This is a genomic window from Micromonospora sp. NPDC092111, from assembly GCF_044755745.1.
Lineage (GTDB): Bacteria > Actinomycetota > Actinomycetes > Mycobacteriales > Micromonosporaceae > Micromonospora.
This window is the reverse complement of the sequence record NZ_JBIVRQ010000001.1, coordinates 942716-962433: the sequence shown is the minus strand read 5'-3', so window position 1 is coordinate 962433 and position 19718 is coordinate 942716. Positions and strand designations below refer to the sequence as shown.

13 protein-coding genes are annotated in these 19718 nt (G+C 75.1%); 4 read left to right on the top strand and 9 right to left on the bottom strand.

The annotated features are described in order from the left end of the window. Positions 1–52 precede the first annotated feature (52 nt). Positions 53–4951, top strand: coding sequence for an SCO7613 C-terminal domain-containing membrane protein (locus ACIQG9_RS04010; protein WP_400398190.1), 4899 nt, complete (start codon positions 53–55; stop codon positions 4949–4951). A 142-nt stretch (positions 4952–5093) separates the two neighbouring features. On the opposite strand, the gene purE is transcribed toward ACIQG9_RS04010, so the two are convergent. The 3 genes from purE to ACIQG9_RS03995 all read right to left on the bottom strand — a co-directional run bounded on the left by purE (position 5094) and on the right by ACIQG9_RS03995 (position 8844). After that, positions 5094–5585: a 5-(carboxyamino)imidazole ribonucleotide mutase gene (gene purE, locus ACIQG9_RS04005; protein WP_400398188.1), complete on the bottom strand. Its 492-nt coding sequence runs from the start codon at positions 5583–5585 to the stop codon at positions 5094–5096. Next, positions 5582–6742: a 5-(carboxyamino)imidazole ribonucleotide synthase gene (locus ACIQG9_RS04000; RefSeq protein WP_400398186.1), complete on the bottom strand. Its 1161-nt coding sequence runs from the start codon at positions 6740–6742 to the stop codon at positions 5582–5584. The genes purE and ACIQG9_RS04000 overlap by 4 nt, the downstream gene beginning before the upstream one ends. Before the next feature lie 65 nt (positions 6743–6807). Further along, a complete protein-coding gene (locus ACIQG9_RS03995) occupies positions 6808–8844 on the bottom strand; it encodes a thioredoxin domain-containing protein (protein WP_400398184.1) in 2037 nt (678 codons plus the stop codon). Between the two features lie 136 nt (positions 8845–8980). On the opposite strand from ACIQG9_RS03995, the gene ACIQG9_RS03990 reads away from it, so the two are divergent. Continuing rightward, on the top strand, positions 8981–10015 hold the full coding sequence (locus tag ACIQG9_RS03990) for a phosphatidylinositol-specific phospholipase C domain-containing protein (RefSeq protein WP_400398182.1): 1035 nt from the start codon (positions 8981–8983) through the stop codon (positions 10013–10015). A gap of 568 nt (positions 10016–10583) precedes the next feature. On the opposite strand, the gene ACIQG9_RS03985 is transcribed toward ACIQG9_RS03990, so the two are convergent. From ACIQG9_RS03985 to mca, 3 genes are all read right to left on the bottom strand, one after another. Further along, on the bottom strand, positions 10584–13031 hold the full coding sequence (locus tag ACIQG9_RS03985) for a putative bifunctional diguanylate cyclase/phosphodiesterase (protein WP_400398790.1): 2448 nt from the start codon (positions 13029–13031) through the stop codon (positions 10584–10586). 267 nt (positions 13032–13298) lie between these two features. Then, entirely contained in the window at positions 13299–13583 is a 285-nt protein-coding gene (locus ACIQG9_RS03980) for a hypothetical protein (RefSeq protein ID WP_400398181.1), read from the bottom strand. A gap of 49 nt (positions 13584–13632) precedes the next feature. Further along, positions 13633–14514: a mycothiol conjugate amidase Mca gene (gene mca / locus ACIQG9_RS03975; RefSeq protein ID WP_400398179.1), complete on the bottom strand. Its 882-nt coding sequence runs from the start codon at positions 14512–14514 to the stop codon at positions 13633–13635. 178 nt (positions 14515–14692) lie between these two features. Between mca and ACIQG9_RS03970 the strand changes: the two genes are divergently transcribed. Beyond that, positions 14693–15127, top strand: coding sequence for a DUF4307 domain-containing protein (locus ACIQG9_RS03970; protein WP_400398177.1), 435 nt, complete (start codon positions 14693–14695; stop codon positions 15125–15127). 109 nt (positions 15128–15236) lie between these two features. After that, entirely contained in the window at positions 15237–15737 is a 501-nt protein-coding gene (greA, locus tag ACIQG9_RS03965; RefSeq protein WP_400398175.1) for a transcription elongation factor GreA, read from the top strand. Positions 15738–15806: 69 nt separating this feature from the next. Here greA and ilvA read toward each other — a convergent pair whose 3' ends face one another. The 3 genes from ilvA to ACIQG9_RS03950 all read right to left on the bottom strand — a co-directional run bounded on the left by ilvA (position 15807) and on the right by ACIQG9_RS03950 (position 19711). Beyond that, complete coding sequence (gene ilvA, locus ACIQG9_RS03960) at positions 15807–17027, bottom strand: threonine ammonia-lyase (protein WP_400398173.1); 1221 nt, start codon at positions 17025–17027, stop codon at positions 15807–15809. Between the two features lie 115 nt (positions 17028–17142). Then, the gene (locus ACIQG9_RS03955; protein ID WP_400398172.1) at positions 17143–18552 is read right to left on the bottom strand and encodes an amidase; all 1410 of its coding nucleotides are present in this window, start codon (positions 18550–18552) and stop codon (positions 17143–17145) included. 16 nt (positions 18553–18568) lie between these two features. Next, a complete protein-coding gene (locus ACIQG9_RS03950; protein WP_400398170.1) occupies positions 18569–19711 on the bottom strand; it encodes a cystathionine gamma-synthase in 1143 nt (380 codons plus the stop codon). Positions 19712–19718: the final 7 nt, after the last annotated feature.

Sequence of the window (19718 nt, the reverse complement as noted above, 5' to 3'; positions counted from 1 at the left end):
ATGCTGCGGGGGGACGGCGTCCACAGTGCGGCCGGCCCGGGTGGAGGGTGTCGTGGAGAGCTTTCAGTGCCCCTCGTGCGGGCGGCAGATCAAACCGGCCGCCCGCTGCCCGAACTGCGGGGCCGAGCAGCCGCAGTGGCGGGAACACCTGGCGGAGATCGAGCGCTCCATCGCGGAGATGAAGGCGCGCGACGCCGAGATCGCCAAGGAGCAGCGCCAGATCGCCGCGAAGATGCAGGCGGCCCTCTTCCAGCGGGACATCCTCGCCCACGCCGGTGAGGAACGGATCAAGCAGGCCACCCGGCCCCGCCGGGTGCTGCGCCGCAAGCCCGGCCGCCGACCGCCGACCGCCACCACCGGCGCGCCGCCCCGGGTTCCCCGGCAGGGCAACCCGCCGCCCGGCCCGGACGAACCGCCGCCGCCCCGGGCCACCGCAGCCTGGCTGGACGCGGACGACCCGGAGCACCCACCGGAGGCGTCCTCCCGGGAGGTGCAGAACATCCCGCTGGGGCTGGGCGCGCTGGTGCTGGCCGTGGCCGCGGTGGTCTTCGCCGCCGTCGCCACCAGCTCGATGGACGCCCTGGCCCGGCTCGGCATCCTGCTGGTCGCCACCGTCCTGCTGCTGCTCGCCCCGCCGGTGCTGGCGAAGCGGGGGCTCACCTCCACCGCCGAGACGATCTCCACGGTCGGCCTGCTGCTGGTGCCGCTGGCCGGGTACGCCCTCTGGGCGGTGGACCGGATCGGCGACAGCGCCGCCTCCGGCGCGGTCTTCTCCGGCGTGATCTTCGCGGTCACCACCGGTGTCGCGCTGGCCTACGCCGCCGGGACCGGGCTGCGCGCCCCCCGGTTCGCGGCGGTGCTCGCCGCCCAGCCGGTGGTGCCGCTGCTCGCCTACGAGTGGATCAACGGCCCGGGTGGCTGGGCGGTGGCGCTCACCGTGGTGGCCGTGCTCGACCTGGGGCTGGTCCGCTCGGGCGTGATGCGGGAACGTCCGGTCCGCCGGGACCTGCCGCCGCCGGCGACCCCGCCCACGCCCCGGCAGCGGGTCGGCGCGGACGGCCGGCCGGAGGGTGCGCCCGAGGAGTCGGCCGAGGTGCTCGGCGCGGCGGCGGCCAGCCCGGCCGGGAGGGCCCGGCCGGTGCCGTGGCTGCCCGAGCTGACCTGGCTGCTGCACGGCGCGGCGGTGGCCCTCGCCCTGGCGTACGCGGTCGCCGCGCTGCTGCGGGCACAGGCCGTGCCGACGGCCACCGGCGCGGGCGCGGCCCTGCTGCTGGCCGCGGCGGTGGCGCTGGCCGGGACACTGCTGCTGCGCCGGCCGCCCCTGCCGGACGTGGGCGCGGGCATCCTCACCCTGGCCGTGATCGGCGCGCTGGGCCGGATCGCCTCGGTCGCCTTCCCGGGTCGGGCGCTGCTGCTGATCGCCGCGGTCATCACGCTGACCGGGCTGGCGGTGCGGGCCGTACCGGAGGCGGCCCGGCGCGGGCCGCAGCTCGCCTCGGCCGCGGCGCTGACGGTCAGCGGCCTGGTGGTGGCCGGCGGCGCGCTGCGGGCCGGGCTGGCCCCGGTCCAGGCGGCGCTGCCGGCCTGGCGGGCCGACCTGGCCCGGTTCCCCGCCGAGGTGTCGGCGACGGCCGGCCCGGCGGCCGGTCAGCTCGCCGCCAGCGCCCTGCTGCTCACCGTCGCGGCGGTGCTGGCCCTGCCGCCGGAGATCCGCCGCGAGTTCGCGGTGGTCGGCGCGGCGCTGACCGCGCTGGCCGTACCCGCCTCCCTCGGCCTGGGCTGGGTGGCCGCGCCGTGGCCGATGGTGCTGGCGGCGGTCGGGATCGGCATCGTCGGGCTCTCCGCCGGCACGCCCCGGGCCGCCGTGGTGCACGCCGTCACCGCCACGACGGTCGGCGTCATCGGGGCCGGTGCCGCGCTGAGCCGGCCGGCGTCGACCGCCGCCGCCCTGGTCGCCCTGGTGCTGGCGGGGGTACTGGTGGCGCTGGCCCCCCGGGTGCGGATCGCCCCGGCCGCCGCCGACACGCTCTCCGGCTGGGCCGCCGGCGGGGCGGCGTTCGCGCTGCCGGGCGCGGTCGCCGCGTTCGTCGCGGCCACCGAGCCGTCCGGGCCGGCGCTCACCCCGGCGGTGCTGCGCGAGCTGACCGTGCCGATCCTGGCGGCGAGCTTCCTGGCCGTCTGCGTCACCCTCGGCTACGCGGCCATGGAACAGGTGTCGCAGCGGCACCTGAGCGTGCCGCACGCCGTCGGCACCGGGCTGGGCGCGCTGGCCGTGGTCGGCGCGGCCTTCGTCGCCCCGGGCCGGACGGCCGCCGACGCCTGGGTGGGCGGGCTGCTGCTGATCGCCACCCTGCTGCTGCTCTTCGCCGGCCGGATCGACGCCGGCCGGCGGTCGGACCTGGCCCTGGACGGCGCCGACCTGGCCGCCGCGGCGGCCACCGCGGCCCTGATCGCCACCCTGGCCCGGATCGCGGCGGTGATCTCCCCCGGTGGGCAGCTCGTGGTCGCCGCCGTGCTGGTGCTGGTGGTCGCCGTCGCCGCCCGCGCGATGCCCGACGAGTGGCGACGCGGTCCGGTGCTCGGCATCGCCGTCGGTGCCACCCTGATCGGGGTCCTGGCCGCCTGGTCGGCGCTGCGCGGTGGGGTCGGCGCGCTGGCCACCCCGGGGCCGATCTGGGCCGGCGACCTGACCGGCTGGCCGGCCGCGCCGACCGGCGGCGCGACCTGGCAGGCCCCGGTCGCGCTGGCCCTGCTCGGGGTCGCCGCCGCGATCCTGCTCCCGGCGCCCTGGAAGTACGACGTGGCGGGTGTGGCGGCGGTGCTGGCCACCGTCGGCGTACCGGCCGCCTTCGACCTGCCCTGGTGGTCGCCGGTGCTGGTGGGCCTCACCGTGGCCACCGCCTTCGGGATGGCGGCGGCGGCCTCCGCCGACCCGCGCGCCGGGCTGTCCCGGGCCACCGTGGCCGGGGCGATCGCGCTGCACGCGGCCGGGGCCGGGCTGGTCCGCCCGTGGACCACCGCGCTCGCCCTCGGCGGTATCGCGTTGATCGGGCTGACCGTGGCGGGACTGGCCCGGTCGCTCGCCGGGTCGCAGGTGGCGGACGTCGAGACCGAGGGGATGCCGCCGCACCTGGTGCAGATCGGCGGCGCGGCGACGGCCGCCGCGCTGCTCGCGTTCCCCGGCGCGGTGGCCGCCCTCGCCGCCGAGTTCGGCCACTCCGCGCAGGTGGTGCTGACCGCCGCGCTGGCCGCGTCCAGCTTCGGGCTCGCCGGGGTGGCCGCCGTCCGCCGCCAGGTGCCGCAGTACCTGCCGTACGCGAGCGCGGCGATCACCGGTGGCGCGACGATCAGCGCGCTGGCCGCGATCTTCGTCAAGCTGCCGTCCGGGGTGTTCGCCGCCGCGGCGGCGCTGCTCGGGGTGCTCGCCGAACTGGTCCGGGCGGCCACCGTACCGCCGGCCGGTTCGGCCCAGCCGACGCGCCGCTGGTCGGTGCTGCTGGACGGGGCGCTGCGCCGGCTGCCCGACGACGGCGAGGAGCGTCGCTGGCGGATCAGCCCGGCCGCCGGGGCGCTCGCCGCCGCCGCGGTGCCCACCGTGCTGGCGCTGGCCTCGCTCGCACCGCTGCTGTTCGTGGCGCTGGTCGAGCCGCACCGGATGCTCGCCCACATCTGGCAGGGGCCACCGCCGGAGCTGCGCACCGCACCGCCGGACGCGGTCGACCCGACGCACGTGCTGACCGCGCTGCTGCTGACCGGCACCGCCGCCCTGGCGGCCACGGGTCTCAGCGGCGGACGCCGGTCCCGGGCGGTGCCGGTGGTGCTGCCCGGACTGGCGGTCACGCTGCTGATCACGCCGATCGCCCTGGGGCTGGCCTGGCCGCAGAACGCGCTGGCCGCCCTCGCGGTCTTCACCATCTCGATGCTGGGGCTCGCGCTGACCCCGCCGCCCCCGCTGGCCGAGCGGGCCCGGTCGCTGCGGGTCACCCGGGTGCTGGTCTTCGTCATCGGGCTCGCGGCCGGCGGTGCCGGGCTGGCCGGCAGCCTGGCCAGCCGGGGGTTGACCCTGTTCACCCTGGGGGGCGCGGTCGGGGTCGGCGTGGTCGCCGCGTTCTTCGGCACCACCCAGCGGGCCCGCATCCTGGGCTGGCTCTTCGCCTCGCTGATGGCGCAGCTCTTCGTGCTCACCGCCGGACTGGTGGCCGGGTTCGCGGCGGTCTGGTCGGCGTTCGGGGTCCTCGCCGTGGGCGCGGCGTTGCAGGTCTTCGCGGCGACGCTGCCCCGGCTGCGCCGGCCGGAGGCGCAACGCGAGGCCGCCACGGTCGAGTGGAGCGGGTACGCCGCCGCGCTCATCGCCCTGGCGCTGGCGTTCGACTCTCCCCGGCACATCGCCGCCCTGCTGGCCGCCTGGGGCGCTGTCCTCGGGGTGGCCGCCACCCGACCGGGCCGGCGGCCGGTGGAACGGCAGATCCTGTTCTGGGCGGTGGTCGCCTGCGAGATCGTCGCCTGGTGGATCCTGATGCGGGTGGCCGACGTGGCGCTGCCGGAGGCGTACACCCTACCGTTCGCGGCGCTCGCCCTGCTGGTGGGCGTGCTGGAACTCCGGCACCGCCCGGACCTGTCCAGTTGGGTGGCGTACGGCCCGGCGCTGCTGGCGGCGTTCGTGCCGACGCTGGCCATCGTGCTGGCCACCGACTCCAGCATGTTGCGGCAGGTGCTCCTGCTGCTCGGCGCGGTGGCGGTGCTGGTCTTCGGCTCGGCCAGCCGGCAGCAGGCACCGGTGATCGTCGGTGCGGCGGTGACCGCCGTCGCGGCCGTGCACGCCCTGTTCAGCCTCGGACCGTGGCTGGTGCTCATCCCGGTCGGTCTGGTGCTGCTGGTGCTGGGCGCGAGCAACGAACGTCGCCGCCGGGCCCAGGAGCGGTTGCAGACGGCGCTGCGCGGCATGAGGTGAGTTCGAGGGTCACCCCGGGGTAGGTGCCGGCGCGGGCGGTGCGCGCCGGCCGGTGGGTGCGGTGGGCGTGCCGGGCGGGGCGAGTCGGCCGGCGGGTGCCGGTGGGCGAGTCGGCCGGTGCGTGCCGGGCGGGGCGAGTCGGTCAGCCGAGCGAGGCGCGCAGAGCGGCGTCCTTCTCGGCCACCAGGTCCGCCAGGCTCGCCTGGTAGGCCGCCATCCGCTTGAGCAGCGCCGGATCGGCGGCGGCCAGGACGCGTACGGCGAGCAGCCCGGCGTTGCGGGCGTTGCCGATCGACACGGTGGCCACCGGCACGCCGGCGGGCATCTGCACGATGGACAGCAGCGAGTCCATCCCGTCCAGGTGTTTCAGCGGCACCGGGACGCCGATCACCGGCAGCGGGGTGACCGAGGCGACCATGCCGGGCAGGGCGGCGGCACCCCCCGCCCCGGCGATGATCACCTTGATCCCCCGGTCGGCGGCGGCGCGGCCGTACTCGATCATCTTGACCGGGGTACGGTGCGCCGAGATCACCGCCACCTCGTACGGCACCTCGAACTCGTCGAGCGCCTCGGCGGCGGCCTTCATGGTGGGCCAGTCCGAGTCGCTGCCCATGATCAGCCCTACGGTGCTCACTCGTGCCGCTCCCGCAGCCAGCGGGCGGCCCGCCCGGCCCGCGCCCGTACGTCGTCCAGGTCGTCGCCGAGCACCGTGACGTGGCCGATCTTGCGGCCGGGACGCACCTGCTTGCCGTACAGGTGGACCTTGGCGCCCGGCTCGGCGGCGAAGAGGTGGTGCAGCCGCTCGTCGATGGAGATCCCGCCCGGCTCGCCGCCGAGCACGTTCGCCATCACCACGACCGGCGCGGTGAGCGCGGTGTCCCCCATCGGGTAGTCGAGCACCGCCCGCAGGTGCTGCTCGAACTGCGAGGTACGGGCGCCCTCGATGGTCCAGTGCCCGGAGTTGTGCGGGCGCATCGCCAGCTCGTTGACGACCAGGCCGGAGTCGGTCTGGAACAGCTCCACCGCCAGCAGGCCGACCACGTCGAGCGCGGTGGCCAGGTCGATGGCGAGCTGCTGGGCGGCGACCGCCAGCTCCTCCGGCAGGCCGGGCGCGGGGGCGAGCACCTCGACGCAGATCCCGTCCCGCTGCACCGTCTCCACCACCGGGTACGCGGCGACCTGCCCGAACGGCGAGCGGGCCACCTGCACGGCCAGCTCCCGGCGCAGCGCCACCCGCTCCTCGACGATCAACGGGGTGCCCCCGGCGAGCAGGGTGGTCGCCAGCTCGACCGCCTGGGTGGCGTCGTCGACCAGCCAGACACCCCGGCCGTCGTAGCCGCCCCGGGCCGCCTTCAGCACCACCGGCCAGCCCCGCTCCGCGCCGAAGGCGAGCAGGTCGGCCGGCTGGGTCACCGGCCGCCAGGCCGGGTTGGGGGCGCCCAGCTCGCCCAGGCGCTCCCGCATGACCCGCTTGTCCTGGGCGTGCAGCAGCGCGTCGGCGGGCGGGAAGAGCTTCACCCCCTCGGCGGCGAGGGTGCGGATGTGCTCCGTCGGGACGTGCTCGTGGTCGAAGGTGACCACGTCGCAGCCCTTGGCGAAGGTGCGCAGCGCGGCGAGGTCGGTGTGGTCGCCGTACTGGACGTCGGCGGCGACCAGGGCCGCACCGTCGTCGGGGGCGAGCGCCAGCACGCGCAGGGACTGGCCGAGGGCGATGGCGGCCTGGTGGGTCATCCGGGCGAGCTGGCCACCGCCCACCATGCCGACGACGGGCAGACCGGTACGGGAATCCATAGCGCCGCCAGCCTATCCGGGGCCGGCCCACCCCCGGTGCGGAGGGCCGGGGGTGGCGGTCCGGCTCAGGTGAGCTGGGCGACCAGCTCGTCGACCGAGGTCACCGGGCGCTGGCAGACGAAGCCCCGGCAGACGTACGCGGTGGGCCGCCCGTCGACCCGCGGCCGGTCGGCGAGCAGCGGCACGCCGGGCTGGTCCGGCCGACCGGCCACCACCACCGCGCCGGGCGGGGCGTGCCGGTGCGCGGCGGCGACCAGCGGGTCGCCCGCCGGGTCGTCGGTGACCACCGCGATCTCGTACGGCCCGGAGAGCAGCGCCTCGCCCACGGTCGCCGCGTACCCGGTGAACCGGGCGTGCCGGCCGACGATCGGCGCCACGGTCGACAGGGCCGCCTCGGCGGCCTCCCGGTAGCGGGTCTCCCCGGTCAGCGCCGCGTACGCCACCAACGCCGCCACGATCGCGGACCGGCCGGACGGGGTGGCGTTGTCGGTCGGGTCGGCCGGCCGGGCGACCAGCCGCTCGGCGTCGTCGGCGGTGTCGTAGAAGCCACCACCCGGCGCGGCGAACCGGGCCAGCGCGATGTCCAACAGCCCGCCGGCCAGCTCCAGCCAGCGACCCTCGCCGGTGAGCTGGTGCAGCGCGCAGAACGCCTCGGCCACGCAGCCGTAGTCCTCCAGCACGCCGGCCGGCTCGCCGACCAGCCGGTCCCGCGAGGCGCGGCGCAGCCGGCCGTCCACCAGGTGCACGGCGGCCAGGTGCTCGGCGGCGTCCCGCATCGCCCCGTCGGCGACGATGACGACCCCCTCCATCAGGTTGGCGTCCTCGTCGTCGGGGGCCACGTGCAGCGCCGCCACCTGGAGGAACTCGACGATGGCGGTGATCGCCAGGCCGTTCCAGGCGGCCACCACCTTGTCGTCGCGGGCCGGCTGGGGACGGGCGTCCCGGGCGGCCAGCAGCCGACCCACCACGTCCTGCCAGCGGGCGCGGACCTCCGGGTCGGCGTCGTCGACGTCCCGGGCCAGCTTCACCACGCTCAGGCCGTGTTCGAAGGTGCCGTCGGCGGTGACGCCGAACAGGTCGGCGGCCCACCGGCCGTCGGACTCGCCCAGCGCCTCGACGAGCTGGTCCGGGGTCCAGGCGTAGGTGAGCCCCTCCACGCCGTCGGTGTCGGCGTCCAGCGCGGAGGCGAAGCCGTCCCCGGGCCGGTGCAGTTCGTCGGCGAGGAACCGGGCGGTGTCCCGGGCCACCCGCCGGGCCAGCCGGTCCCCGGTGAGCCGCCAGAGCTGGGTGTAGACCCGCAGCAGCAGGGCGTTGTCGTAGAGCATCTTCTCGAAGTGCGGCACGGTCCAGTGGGCGTCCACCGAGTAGCGGGCGAACCCGCCGGCGAGCTGGTCGTGGATCCCGCCCCGGGCCATCGCCTCGGCGGTGTGCCGGACCATCTCCAGGCTCCGCGCCGAGCCGGTACGCCGGTGCTGGCGCAGCAGGAAGAGCAGGTTCATGTGCGGCGGGAACTTCGGCGCGCCACCGAAGCCGCCGTTCGTCTCGTCGTACTCGGCGGCGAGCTGGTCGGCGGCGGCGTCGAGCAGTTCGGCGGTGAGCGGGGCGGTGGGGCCGCCGACGGCCTGGGCACCACCGATCGCCTCGACCACGGCGGCGCCCTGCCGCAGCACCGCCTCCCGCTGCTCCCGCCAGGCGGTGCCGACGGACTCCAGCAGCCGGACGAAGTTGGGCTTCGGGAAGTAGGTGCCGCAGAAGAACGGGGTGCCGTCGGGGGTGGCGAAGACCGTCATCGGCCAGCCGCCCTGGCCGGTCATCGCCTGGGTGGCGGTCATGTACACGGCGTCGACGTCCGGCCGCTCCTCGCGGTCCACCTTGATGGCCACGAAGCCGGCGTTGACCAGCGCGCCGACCTTTTCGTCCTCGAACGACTCGTGGGCCATCACGTGGCACCAGTGGCAGGCGGCGTAGCCGACCGAGATGAGCACCGGGACGTCCCGCCGCTTCGCCTCGGCGAACGCCTCGTCGCACCACGGCCACCAGTCGACCGGGTTGTCGGCGTGCTGGAGCAGGTACGGGGAGGTGGCCTTGGCGAGTCGGTTCACCCGACGACCCTATCCAGCCCCGCACCACCCCGCCGGGGCAACCGTCCGGCCGCAACCGGGTCTTCCCTCGTTCACATTCATCGACTTTGATCTGTTCGTGCCCGGTGAACGTCACCGGTCCTGCGAGGAGGTACGCATGCGCGGATCCCGTCTCCTGTCAGCGCTCACGTCGGTCGCGGCGGTCGCGGCGGTGGTCACCGCCGCCCAGCCCGCCTCGGCCGCGGTGGACCCGGGGACCCGGGTCTCGGCGACCACCGTGGTCGGCACCCACAACGCGTACGAACGTGGCACCTACGCCTACCTGGCCCAGGCCCTCGACGCCCGGCCCGGCATGATCGAGCTGGACGTCTGGCCGGACATCATCACCAAGCAGTGGCGGGTCAGCCACTCCAACCCGCTGGGCAACGACAACAACTGCGTCGCCGCCACCAGCGCCGCCCAGCTCTACACCGGCACCCGGAACAAGAACCTGGAGAACTGCCTCGACGACATCCGGCTCTGGTTCGACGCCCACCCCGACGCCGGACCGCTCCAGCTCAAGCTGGAGCTGAAGACCGGCTTCAGCAGCCGCACCGGGCAGGGCCCGGCCCAGCTCGACGCCGTGCTCGCCGCCCGGCTCGGCAGCCGGGTGTTCCGCCCGGCCGACCTGCGCGGCGGCTACGCCACCCTGGACGCCGCCGCCCGCGCCAACGCCTGGCCGACCCGCCAGCAGCTCGCCGGCAAGGTCATCGTGGAGTTGATCCCCGGCACCGTCGAGGAGGGCAACCCGACCGACACCCTCTGGACCGACGTGGAGTACGCCCAGTACCTGGCCGGCCTCGCGGCGGCCGGCACCCTCGGCCAGGCCCAGGCGTTCCCGGCGGTGCACCGGGCCCAGGCCGGCGACCCGCGCAGCCGGTACGCCGACACCAGCCTGCGCCCCTGGTTCGTCCTCTTCGACGGTGACGCGAGCGCGTACGTCACCGGCGGGATCGACACCTCCTGGTACGACACCAACCACTACCTGCTGGTGATGACCGACGCGCAGAACGTCCCGCCGGCGGTCGGCAACACCGACCCGGACGCCGCGCGGGCCCGCCTCGCCCAGCTCGCCCGTGCCCACGCCAGCGTCGCCTCGGCCGACTGGGCGGCGCTGCCGGCCGTCGTCGGCGAGGTGCTGCCCCGAGGCTGACCCGCCAGCCGGTGGCCCGCGTCCCCCGTGCGGGACGCGGGCCACTCTCGTGCGGGACGCGGACCACTCCCGTCCGCGCCGCGCTCAGGCCGTGCGGGACGCCAGGCCACCCCCGCGCGGAGCGCAGGCCAACCCCGTGAGGGGCGCAGGCCAACCGCGTGGGGGGCGCAGGCCAGGCTGTGCGTCGCTGCCTGGCGGCGGGGCCGGTCCGGCCGGAGGAGGGGGTGTGCGCGTGGTCGCGGTGGCACGCCGGCCACCCGAGTGCGCCGGCCGGCGTTTCCCCCGCCGACCGCGAGTACACCGGACACCGATATGCCGCTCAGGCATATTTATGCCGGAGCGGCATACTCGCCTGAACGGGCATGTTCGCCGGGGGCGGCCACCAGCTCCACCCGCACGAAGGGCTCGACGACCAGCTCGGGCTATCAGCGCCGCATCCGGTCAACGTCAGAGGTCACCGCAGCGGGCGGGGCAAGCGGTGCGGGTGGTGGCGTGGCGGGGGCGGTGGCGGTGGCGGTGGCGGTGGCGGTGGTGACAACGCGTGCGGAGCGGGCTCGGGCACCCACCGTCAGGACGCACCGTCGGCGCGCAGCGGGAAGACGTTCGACTCGGCCGAGTCACGCAGCGAGCCGAGCACCGCGCCGATCTTGTCGGCCGGCATCGGCTTGAAGAAGTGGTACCCCTGGGCGGCGGTGCAGCCCAACTCGGCCAGGGCGGTCCGCTGCTCGGCCGTCTCCACCCCCTCGGCCACCACCCGCAGCCCCAGCTCGTGGGCGAGCCCCACCGTGGTCCGGACGATCGCCGCGGCCTCCGGCGAGTCGGCCATCCGGATCACGAACGACCGGTCCACCTTCAACTCGTCGACCGCGATCCGGGTCAGGAAGGTCAACGACGAGAACCCGGTGCCGAAGTCGTCGACGGCCAACTGGACGCCCATCCCGCGCAGCGTGGCCAGCACCTCGTCGATCACCTCCAGCTCGCTCATCACCACCGTCTCGGTGATCTCCAGGACGAGCCGGTGCGCCGCCACCTGGTGCCGGCGCAGCGCGTCGGCGATCTCGGCCGGCAGCCGGGGGTCGAGCAGGCTGCGCGCCGAGAGGTTCACCGAGATCGGCACGTCCAACCCGTCCCGGGCCCACTCGGCGGCCACCGAGAGTGCCTTGTCCAGCACGTACCGGGTGAAGGTGCCGAGCTGCTCGCTGTTCTCCACCGGCCGGATGAAGTCCGCCGGACCGAGCCAGCCCCGCCGGGGATGCCGCCAGCGGATCAGCGCCTCCACCCCGGTCGGCGCGCCGGTGGCCAGGTCGACCGCCGGTTGCAGCGCCAGCACGAGCTGGTCGTCGGCCTGCAACGCCTCCCGCAGCTCGGCCAGCAACGCCAACTGGTCGGTGCTGGCGGCGTCCCGGGCGCTGTCGTACGCGGCGACGCTGCCCCCGCCCTCCTTCGCCTGGTACATGGCGATGTCGGCCCGGCGCAGCAGCTCGGTCAGGTCGGCGGTGCCCGCACCGGCCACCACCACGCCGACCGCCACTTCGACCGACATCCGCACCCCGGCCACCTCGGTCGGCGCGGCCAGCCGCTCGGCGATCTCCCGGGCCTGGCGCAGCGCGTACGCCATCGGCGCGGCCCGGTCGCCGATCACCGGGACCGACGTCAGCAGCAGGGCGAACTCGTCCCCGCCGAGCCGGCCGAGCAGGTCACCGGCGCGGGTCAGCAGGCCCAGCCGGTTCGCGGTGAGCCGGAGGAGCTGGTCACCGGCCGCATGCCCGAGAGTGTCGTTGACCTCTTTGAACTGGTTGATGTCGAGCAGCAGCAGGGCCACCGGATGGTCGTGGGCGAGCTGCCGCAACGCCTGGTCGCCCTTGCTCAGCATGGCCGCCCGGTTGACCAGCCCGGTCAGCGCGTCGTGCACCGCGTCGTACGACGATCGGGCGCTGACCAGCCGCAACTCCCGGTGGGTGGCCGCGTCGTGCAGCGCGGCGGCCAACGCGTCGGAGAAGGCCGCCACCGCGTCCCGCTCCCGGGCGCTCGGCGGCCCGGAGGCCGGGAAGCGGACCCGCAACTGTCCGACCTGGACGTCGCCGACGGCGAGCGAGCGGGCCAGCTCGTGCTCGTCGGAGGCGGCTCCACCGGGCGCCGCCACCTCCCGGTCGCGCACCCGACCCGAGGTGTCCCCCCGGTAGCGACGCCACCGCCCGTCACCACGGGCGACGTCGACGTCCACCAGCTCGGCGCCGAAGAGCGTCAGCGCGCCGGTCACCGCGGCGGTGGCCACCCCCCGCTCGTCGAGTTGGTTGAGGGCGGCGGTCGCCTCGGCGAACGCCCGCCAGGTACGCCGCTCCTGTTCGGCCCGCAGCCGGTGCCGGTACGTCTGCTGGAGCAGCCAGAGCGGCGGCGGGAGGAGCAGCAGCCACCGGGGGTCGAGCTCCAGCAGCGCGACCACGACCAGGCCGACCGCCACGTTGCCGACGAACATCAGCAGCTTGCCACGGAGCGCGGTGAGCACCGGCGGGCCGACCGCCACGCCGTGCCGCAGCGCCAGCGTGGCCCCGCCCAGCCAGGCGGTGGCGAACAGGTACGTCACCGAACCGGCGATAAGGGCCAGCGCGAGCGCCGGGGTGGGGGCCGCCAGCAGCGGCTCGCCCAGTGCGGTGGCGACGGCGACGGCGAGCGCGGTGGCCGCGGTCAGCGACGCCGCGATCCGGATCAGTTCCAGCGGGCTCCGCCGGTCCCCGGCCACCGACATCGCCGTCCACGCGCCGCCGGCGCCGAGCAGCACGGCGGCCGGCAGCCACCCGGCCGGGATCAGGTACAGGCAGATGATCAGGGCGGCCTCGCCCCAGGTGATGCTGACCATGCCGGTGGCGGTACGGAACCGCAGCCGGGCGAGCTGGGCGAGGGCGAACGCGCCGACGGCGATGCCGAACCGGGCCGGCGCGGGGAGCGGGTCGTCCGGCGGCAGGGCGGCCGGGAGGAGTAGGCCGATCACGACCGCCACCAGCGCGGTCAGCGCCATGGCAGCGGTCAGCGCCAGCACCCGCGATGACTCGTCGCGGGTGCTGGGCGGGTCGGCGGGGTCGCCGGCCCTGCCGGACGTCACCGCCCGACTCCGTTCGCCGGGCGGATGGCGCGGCGGACGGACGCGGCTGCGACGGTCATGGCGCCCCCTCCCGCGCACGGCTCAGGGACTTTCGTCCCCCCGGCGGAAGGCTAAGCCAATCCGGGTGGCCGCAACAGGGGGCGACGACCCGGATCGGCGTGAATCACGTGCCAACTACCCGTTTCAGGGCTGCTGGTGGCCGTTGGGCGCGTCCGTACGTGATTCCTGCCCCGCCGTCCCGTCCGACGGACCGGTGGCCGACGAGTCGGCCCGGTCGAGGTCGACGGCGCGCCCCTGCTGCGGGAACCGGTCGGGCAGCCGGCGCAGCCGGGAGTTCATGTTGCGGATCAGCAGGACGGTGGCGGTGGCCAGGAGCACGATGAGGAAGAGGCCCATCGGCCCGGCCAGACCACCCGTGCGGGTGTCACCGAAGTTGTTCTCCGCGAGCACCTGGGCAGCGGTCAGCATGGTGATTCTCCGATGTGCGGTGGGGCTTCAGCGTAGCCCCGGCGCCCGGTCAGCGGGCATGGGCGGTCTCGCGCACCCCGGCGAACAGGTCGGACTCCGGCAGCGGGCTGTCGACCGTCGAGCGGGCGAGTTGGTAGTCCTCCGTGGGCCAGGCCCGCTGTTGCAGCTCCATCGGCACGTGGAACCAGAAGCCGTCCGGGTCGACCTGGGTGGCGTGGGCGCGCAGCGCGTCGTCGCGGACCGGGAAGTACTCCGCGCACTCCACCCGGGTGGTGATCCGCGGGCCCTTGTCCGGCCGGTCCTCCCAGCGCTTGAGCCACTCCTCGTACGGCGAGGCGAGACCCGCCGCCAGCATGCCCTCGTGCAGGGCCAGGATCTTGCCTCGGGAGAAGCCGATGTCGTAGTAGAGCTTCAGCGGCTGCCAGGCGGCGCCCAGCTCCGGGTAGCGCGCCGGGTCGCCGGCCGCCTCGAACGCGGCGACCGAGACCTTGTGGCACATGATGTGGTCGGGGTGCGGGTAGCCACCCTCCTCGTCGTACGTGGTGACGACGTGCGGACGGAACTCCCGCATCAGCTTCACCAGCGGCCCCGCGGCCACCTCGACGTCCTGCTGGGCGAAGCACCCCTCGGGCAGCGGCGGCAGCGGGTCACCCTCGGGCAGACCCGAGTCGACGAAGCCCAGCCAGGCCTGCTCTATGCCGAGGATCGCCCGGGCGGCGTCCATCTCGGCGCGCCGGATCTCGGCGATGTTGGCCCACACGTCGGGGCGGTCCAGCTTGGGGTTGAGCACGCTGCCCCGCTCGCCTCCGGTGCAGGTGACGACCAGCACGTCCACCCCCTCGGCGACGTACTTCGCCGTGGTCGCGGCGCCCTTGCTCGACTCGTCGTCCGGGTGCGCGTGCACGGCCATGAGACGCAGTTGCTCTGCCAACTTGGGCGCTCCTCGTCTGTGCCCACGGGGACCCGGCCGGGGCCGCCCGCCTGACCTGCCGCGGTGACCTGTCAGCGCGGCGGCTGACCTGCCATCCTTGACTCAGCCACGGGCTGGGAAGATGGTCCCTGCCATTCTTGCCGATGCCGCCGACAACAACGCCAGGAGATACCCGCCGGTGACCGAGACGCACGCCACAATTCCCTCGGGCGCGCCGGTGTTCCCGCCCGGCCGGTACGGACGCCGCCGGGAGCCCGGAAGCCGCCGCCCGTTCCTGCTCTGGCTGCTGGTGGCTGCCCTGGTCGCCGGGCTGGTCCTGGCCGCGACACAGCTCTACCAGCGCTACGGCGACCCGGAGTACGACGCCGAGGTGATCACCTACACCGGGATCAGCGACACCGGCGTGCAGGTCGACTTCCGGGTGACCGTGCCCGAGGGCGGTTCGGCGGTGTGCCTGGTGCGGGCCCGCTCGCACGACGGCACCGAGGTGGGCCACGACGAGGTCACCGTGACCGCGGCCGCCGGCCAGCGGCACGTCACCACCCGGCACCGGATCACCACCACCGAACGCCCGTTCATCGGTGAGGTGCTGCGCTGCCGGCCGGTGGGCTGAGCGCCGCCGGTCGTCCCCCGCCCGGTGATCGACGACACCCGGGAGTGCGCGCCACTGGTAACTTGGTAACTCACCTGTCAGCCAGTCCGCACATCCGAGGAGTACGCCTGTGTCCACCAATGACAACAAGGCGCCCGCCACCTGGCTGTCCCAGGACGCGCACGACCGCCTCCAGGGCGAGCTCGACGAGCTGATCGCCAACCGGCCGGTCATCGCCGCCGAGATCAACGCCCGGCGCGAGGAGGGCGACCTGCGGGAGAACGGCGGCTACCACGCCGCCCGCGAGGAGCAGGGCAAGGCCGAGGGCCGGATCCTCTACCTCAGGGAGCTGCTCCGCACCGCCCAGGTCGGCGAGGCGCCGACGGCCGACTCGGTGTCGCCGGGCATGGTCGTGACGATCTACTTCGACGACGACAAGGACGACACCGAGACGTTCCTGCTCGGGTCGCGGGAGATCGCCGCCACCACCGACCTGACGGTCTACAGCCCCGAGTCGGCGCTGGGCAAGGCGATCCTGCACGGCCGGCCCGGCCAGACCTGCACCTACACGGCGCCGAGCGGCGCCGACATCAAGGTGACCGTGGTCAGCTTCGAGCCCTTCTCCGGCTGAGACCGTTCCCGTCGGCTGCACCCGGCGGGCCGGATCCGCGTACGGCCGAGGCGTGCCACCCGACCGGTGTCACGCCTCGGCCGCGAAGACCACCTGGTAGCCGCTGGCCCGCAACGCGCTGATCAGCGTGTCGGAGTGCTCGACACCCCGGGTCTCCACCGACAGCGCCACCTCCACCTCGCCGAGCCCCAGGCGCGGGTTGGCCCGCTGGTGCTCGACGTCGACCACGTTGGCCCGGTGCTCGGCGATCTCGGCGAGCAGCGAGGCGAGCTGGCCGGGACGGTCCGAGCAGCGCACGGTGACCCGCAGGTAGCGTCCGGCGGCGGCGAGCCCGTGCTCGATCACCCGCAGCATCAGCAGCGGGTCGATGTTGCCGCCGGAGAGCACCGCCACCACCGGGGCCGCCACCTCGACGGCACCGGCGAGCAGCGCGGCCACCCCCACCGCGCCGGCCGGCTCCACCACCTGCTTGCCCCGCTCCAGCAGCATCAGCAGCGCCCGGGAGATGTCCTCCTCGGTGACGGTGACGATCTCGTCGACCAACTTGCGGACGTGGGTGAAGGTGATCTCCCCCGGCCGGCCGACCGCGATGCCGTCGGCGATCGTGGCGAAGGCGGGCAGTCGGACCGGCTCACCGGCGGCCAGCGAGGGCGGGAAGGCAGCCGCGCTGGCCGCCTGCACGCCGACGATCCGCACGTCGGGCCGGAGCGCCTTCGCCACCACCGCCATCCCGGAGATCAGGCCGCCGCCACCGACCCCCGTGATGATCGTCTTCACCTCGGGGCACTGCTCCAGGATCTCCAGCGCGACCGTGCCCTGGCCGGCGATGACGTCCACGTGGTCGAACGGGTGGATGAACACCGCCCCGGTCCGCTCGGCGTAGGTCTGGGCGGCCACCAGCGACTCGTCGACGGTGTTGCCGACCAGCTCGACCTGGGCGCCGTACCCCTTGGTGGCGGCCACCTTCGGCAGCGGCGCGTTCACCGGCATGAAGACCGTGGCGTGGGTGCCGACCAGGCCGGCGGCGAGGGCGACGCCCTGGGCGTGGTTGCCGGCGCTGGCCGCGACCACACCCCGGCCGCGTTCCTCGGCCGACAACCGGGAGATCCGCACATACGCGCCGCGCACCTTGTACGACCCGGCGCGCTGCATGTTCTCGCACTTCAGCCACACCGGCCCGGCCAGCGCGGCGCTCAGCGGCCGGAAGGGCTCCAGCGGGGTGGTCCGAGTGACCCCGGCGAGCAGTTCCCGCGCGGCCCGTACGTCGGCGAGACCGACCAGTTCCGTCATGCCCCGATCGTGCCACCCGACCCCGGAGCCCCCGAAGTCGACCGGTCCACCGCCGATCGGCCGGCGGGTGATGGCCCCCCGGGTCCGCGTGCAGGTACGCGGACCCGGGGGACGATCATGCGACGGCGGGCGACCCCGTGCCGACCCGGGGATAGCCGGGGGCGTGCCGGATCCACGGTGCCAGCATCTCGAACTGCCCGGCGATGCCGAGCAGCAGCAGCTCCGAACCGGGCGGGCCGACGAGCTGCGCGGCGACCGGCAGACCGTCCGGCCGGCGGCCGACCGGCACCACGATCGACGGCAGGCCGGCGATGTTCCACGGTGCCGCGTACGGGGCGTACCGGATGTTGGCCTTCATGTTCGCCAACCAGGACCGGCTGGACCAGGCGGTGGCCTCCGGCGGCGGCCCGGCCAGCGCCGGGGTGAGCAGCAGGTCGACGGAGTGGTCGGTGAAGAAGCCGATGGACCGGTCCCGCCAGGCGGCCCGGTCGGCCTCCCGGACGTACCCCCGGCGGCGCGCCCAGTCGCCCAGCGCGACGTGCCGGCGGCTGCGCCGCTGGAGCCCACGCCGCTCGATGCCGGCGGCGCGCACGTCGGCAGCGGCGGCGGCGAACCAGGTGGCGATCCCCTGGAGACCGAGCGCGGTCGGGTAGACCGGGTCGGCGGGCACGGTGTCGTGCCCGGCGGCGGCGAGCAACCTGCCGGCGGCCGTCACCGCGTCCCGGTTGGGGGCGTCCGGGGACACCCCGCGCACCGGCGAGCGGAGCGAGACGCCCACCCGCAGCCGCTGCGGCGGGACGAGCTTGTCGGGACGGCGACCGGCGAGCACCTGGAAGCCCACGGCGGCGTCGGCGACCGTGGTGGTGAGCATGCCGTGCTCGGTCAGGCCGAACCAGTCCTCCGCGCCGAGCTGGCACGGGACGACGCCCCGGCCCGGCTTGAGCCCGACCAGGCCGCAGCAGGCCGCCGGGATACGGATCGAACCGAGCCCGTCGTTACCGTGCGCGATCGGCACCAGCCCGGCCGCGACCGCGGCGGCGGCCCCGCCGGACGAGCCACCCGGGGTACGCCGGGCGTCCCACGGGTTGCGGGTGACCGCGGAGGCGTCGTCGGTGAGCGCCCAGAGCCCCAGCTCCGGCATCCGGGTCACCCCGAGGATCACCGCACCGGCGCCGCGCAACCGGCGGACCACCTCGTGGTCGGCCTCCGCCACCGGGGTACGCGCGGCGGCCGAGCCGTTCCAGGTGGGCAGCCCGGCGACCGGGGTGTTCTCCTTCACCGCGACCGGCACCCCGGCCAGCGGAAGGTTCGCCAGCTCCTCCTGCTCGTCGACCTTCTCCGCCTCGGTGATCGCCTCCCCGCCGCGTACCGCACGGAACGCGGCGAGGTCGGCGTCGACCCGGGCGATGTGGTCCAGGTGGTCGGCGACGACCTGGGTGGCGGAGACGTCGCCCCGACGCACCCCCCGGGCGATCTGCTTGGCGGTCGCCCCCACCCAGGTCGGCATGATGTCCTGCACGGCCACCCTCCCCAGCCAGCGGTCAGCCCAGCGCCTGCTCCAGATCGGCGAGCAGGTCGTCGACCGTCTCGATGCCGACAGACAGTCGCACGAGATCGCCGGGAACTTCAAGCGGCGAGCCGGCAGCACTTGCGTGTGTCATCCGGCCCGGGTGCTCGATCAGGGACTCCACGCCACCCAGGGACTCGGCGAGGACGAAGAGCTTGGCCCGGTTGCAGATCTCCACCGCGTGCTCCTCGCCGCCGGCCGCGCGGAAGGAGATCATGCCGCCGAACCGGCGCATCTGCTTGGCGGCCACCTCGTGGCCGGGGTGCGACGGGATGCCCGGGTAGATCACCTGGGCGACCTTGGCGTGCCCGTCCAGGTAGCCGGCGATCCGCTCGGCGTTGTCGCAGTGCCGGTCCATCCGTACCCCGAGGGTCTTGATGCCGCGCAGGGTGAGCCAGGCGTCGAACGGGCCGTTGATCGCGCCCATCGCGTTCTGGTGGTAGCGCAGCTCGTCGCCGAGCCCGGTGTCGGCCACCACCAGCGCGCCGCCGACCACGTCGGAGTGGCCGCCGACGTACTTGGTGGTGGAGTGCACCACCACGTCCGCGCCGTGCGCGAGCGGCTGCTGAAGGTACGGCGAGGCGAAGGTGTTGTCGACCGCCAGCAGCGCGCCGGCGTCGTGCGCGGCACCGGCGAGGGTGGCGATGTCGGCGATGCCGAGCAGCGGGTTGGTCGGCGTCTCCACCCAGACGATCCTCGTGCTGCCGGGACGGATCGCCGCCCGCACCGCGTCGACGTCGGAGACCTTCGCCGGGGTGTAGTCCAACCCCCAGCGCTCGGCGACCCGGGCGAAGAGCCGGTACGTGCCGCCGTACGCGTCGTCCGGGATCACCACGTGGTCACCGGGCTTGCAGACGGCGCGCAGCAGGGTGTCCTCGGCGGCCAGGCCGCTGGCGAAGGCGAGGCCGACCCGCCCACCCTCCAGCGCGGCCAGGCACTCCTGGAGGGCGTCCCGGGTGGGGTTGCCGGAACGGCTGTATTCGTAGCCCTGCCGGGGTGCGCCGACGGCGTCCTGGGCATAGGTGCTGGTCTGGTAGATCGGTGGGATCACCGCGCCGGTCCGGGCCTCCGGGTCCTGGCCGGCGTGGATGGCGAGCGTCTCGAAGCCGTGACTCATTCCGCAG

Bases quoted from the DNA above. Each gene is read 5' to 3' on its own strand.
- ACIQG9_RS04000 (WP_400398186.1), bottom strand. From the start codon at position 6,742: ATGGATTCCCGTACCGGTCTGCCCGTCGTCGGCATGGTGGGCGGTGGC.
- ilvA (WP_400398173.1), bottom strand. From the start codon at position 17,027: ATGACGGAACTGGTCGGTCTCGCCGACGTACGGGCCGCGCGGGAACTG.
- ACIQG9_RS03990 (WP_400398182.1), top strand. From the start codon at position 8,981: ATGCGCGGATCCCGTCTCCTGTCAGCGCTCACGTCGGTCGCGGCGGTC.
- ACIQG9_RS03980 (WP_400398181.1), bottom strand. From the start codon at position 13,583: ATGCTGACCGCTGCCCAGGTGCTCGCGGAGAACAACTTCGGTGACACC.
- ACIQG9_RS03950 (WP_400398170.1), bottom strand. From the start codon at position 19,711: ATGAGTCACGGCTTCGAGACGCTCGCCATCCACGCCGGCCAGGACCCG.
- ACIQG9_RS03985 (WP_400398790.1), bottom strand. From the start codon at position 13,031: ATGGCGCTGACCGCGCTGGTGGCGGTCGTGATCGGCCTACTCCTCCCG.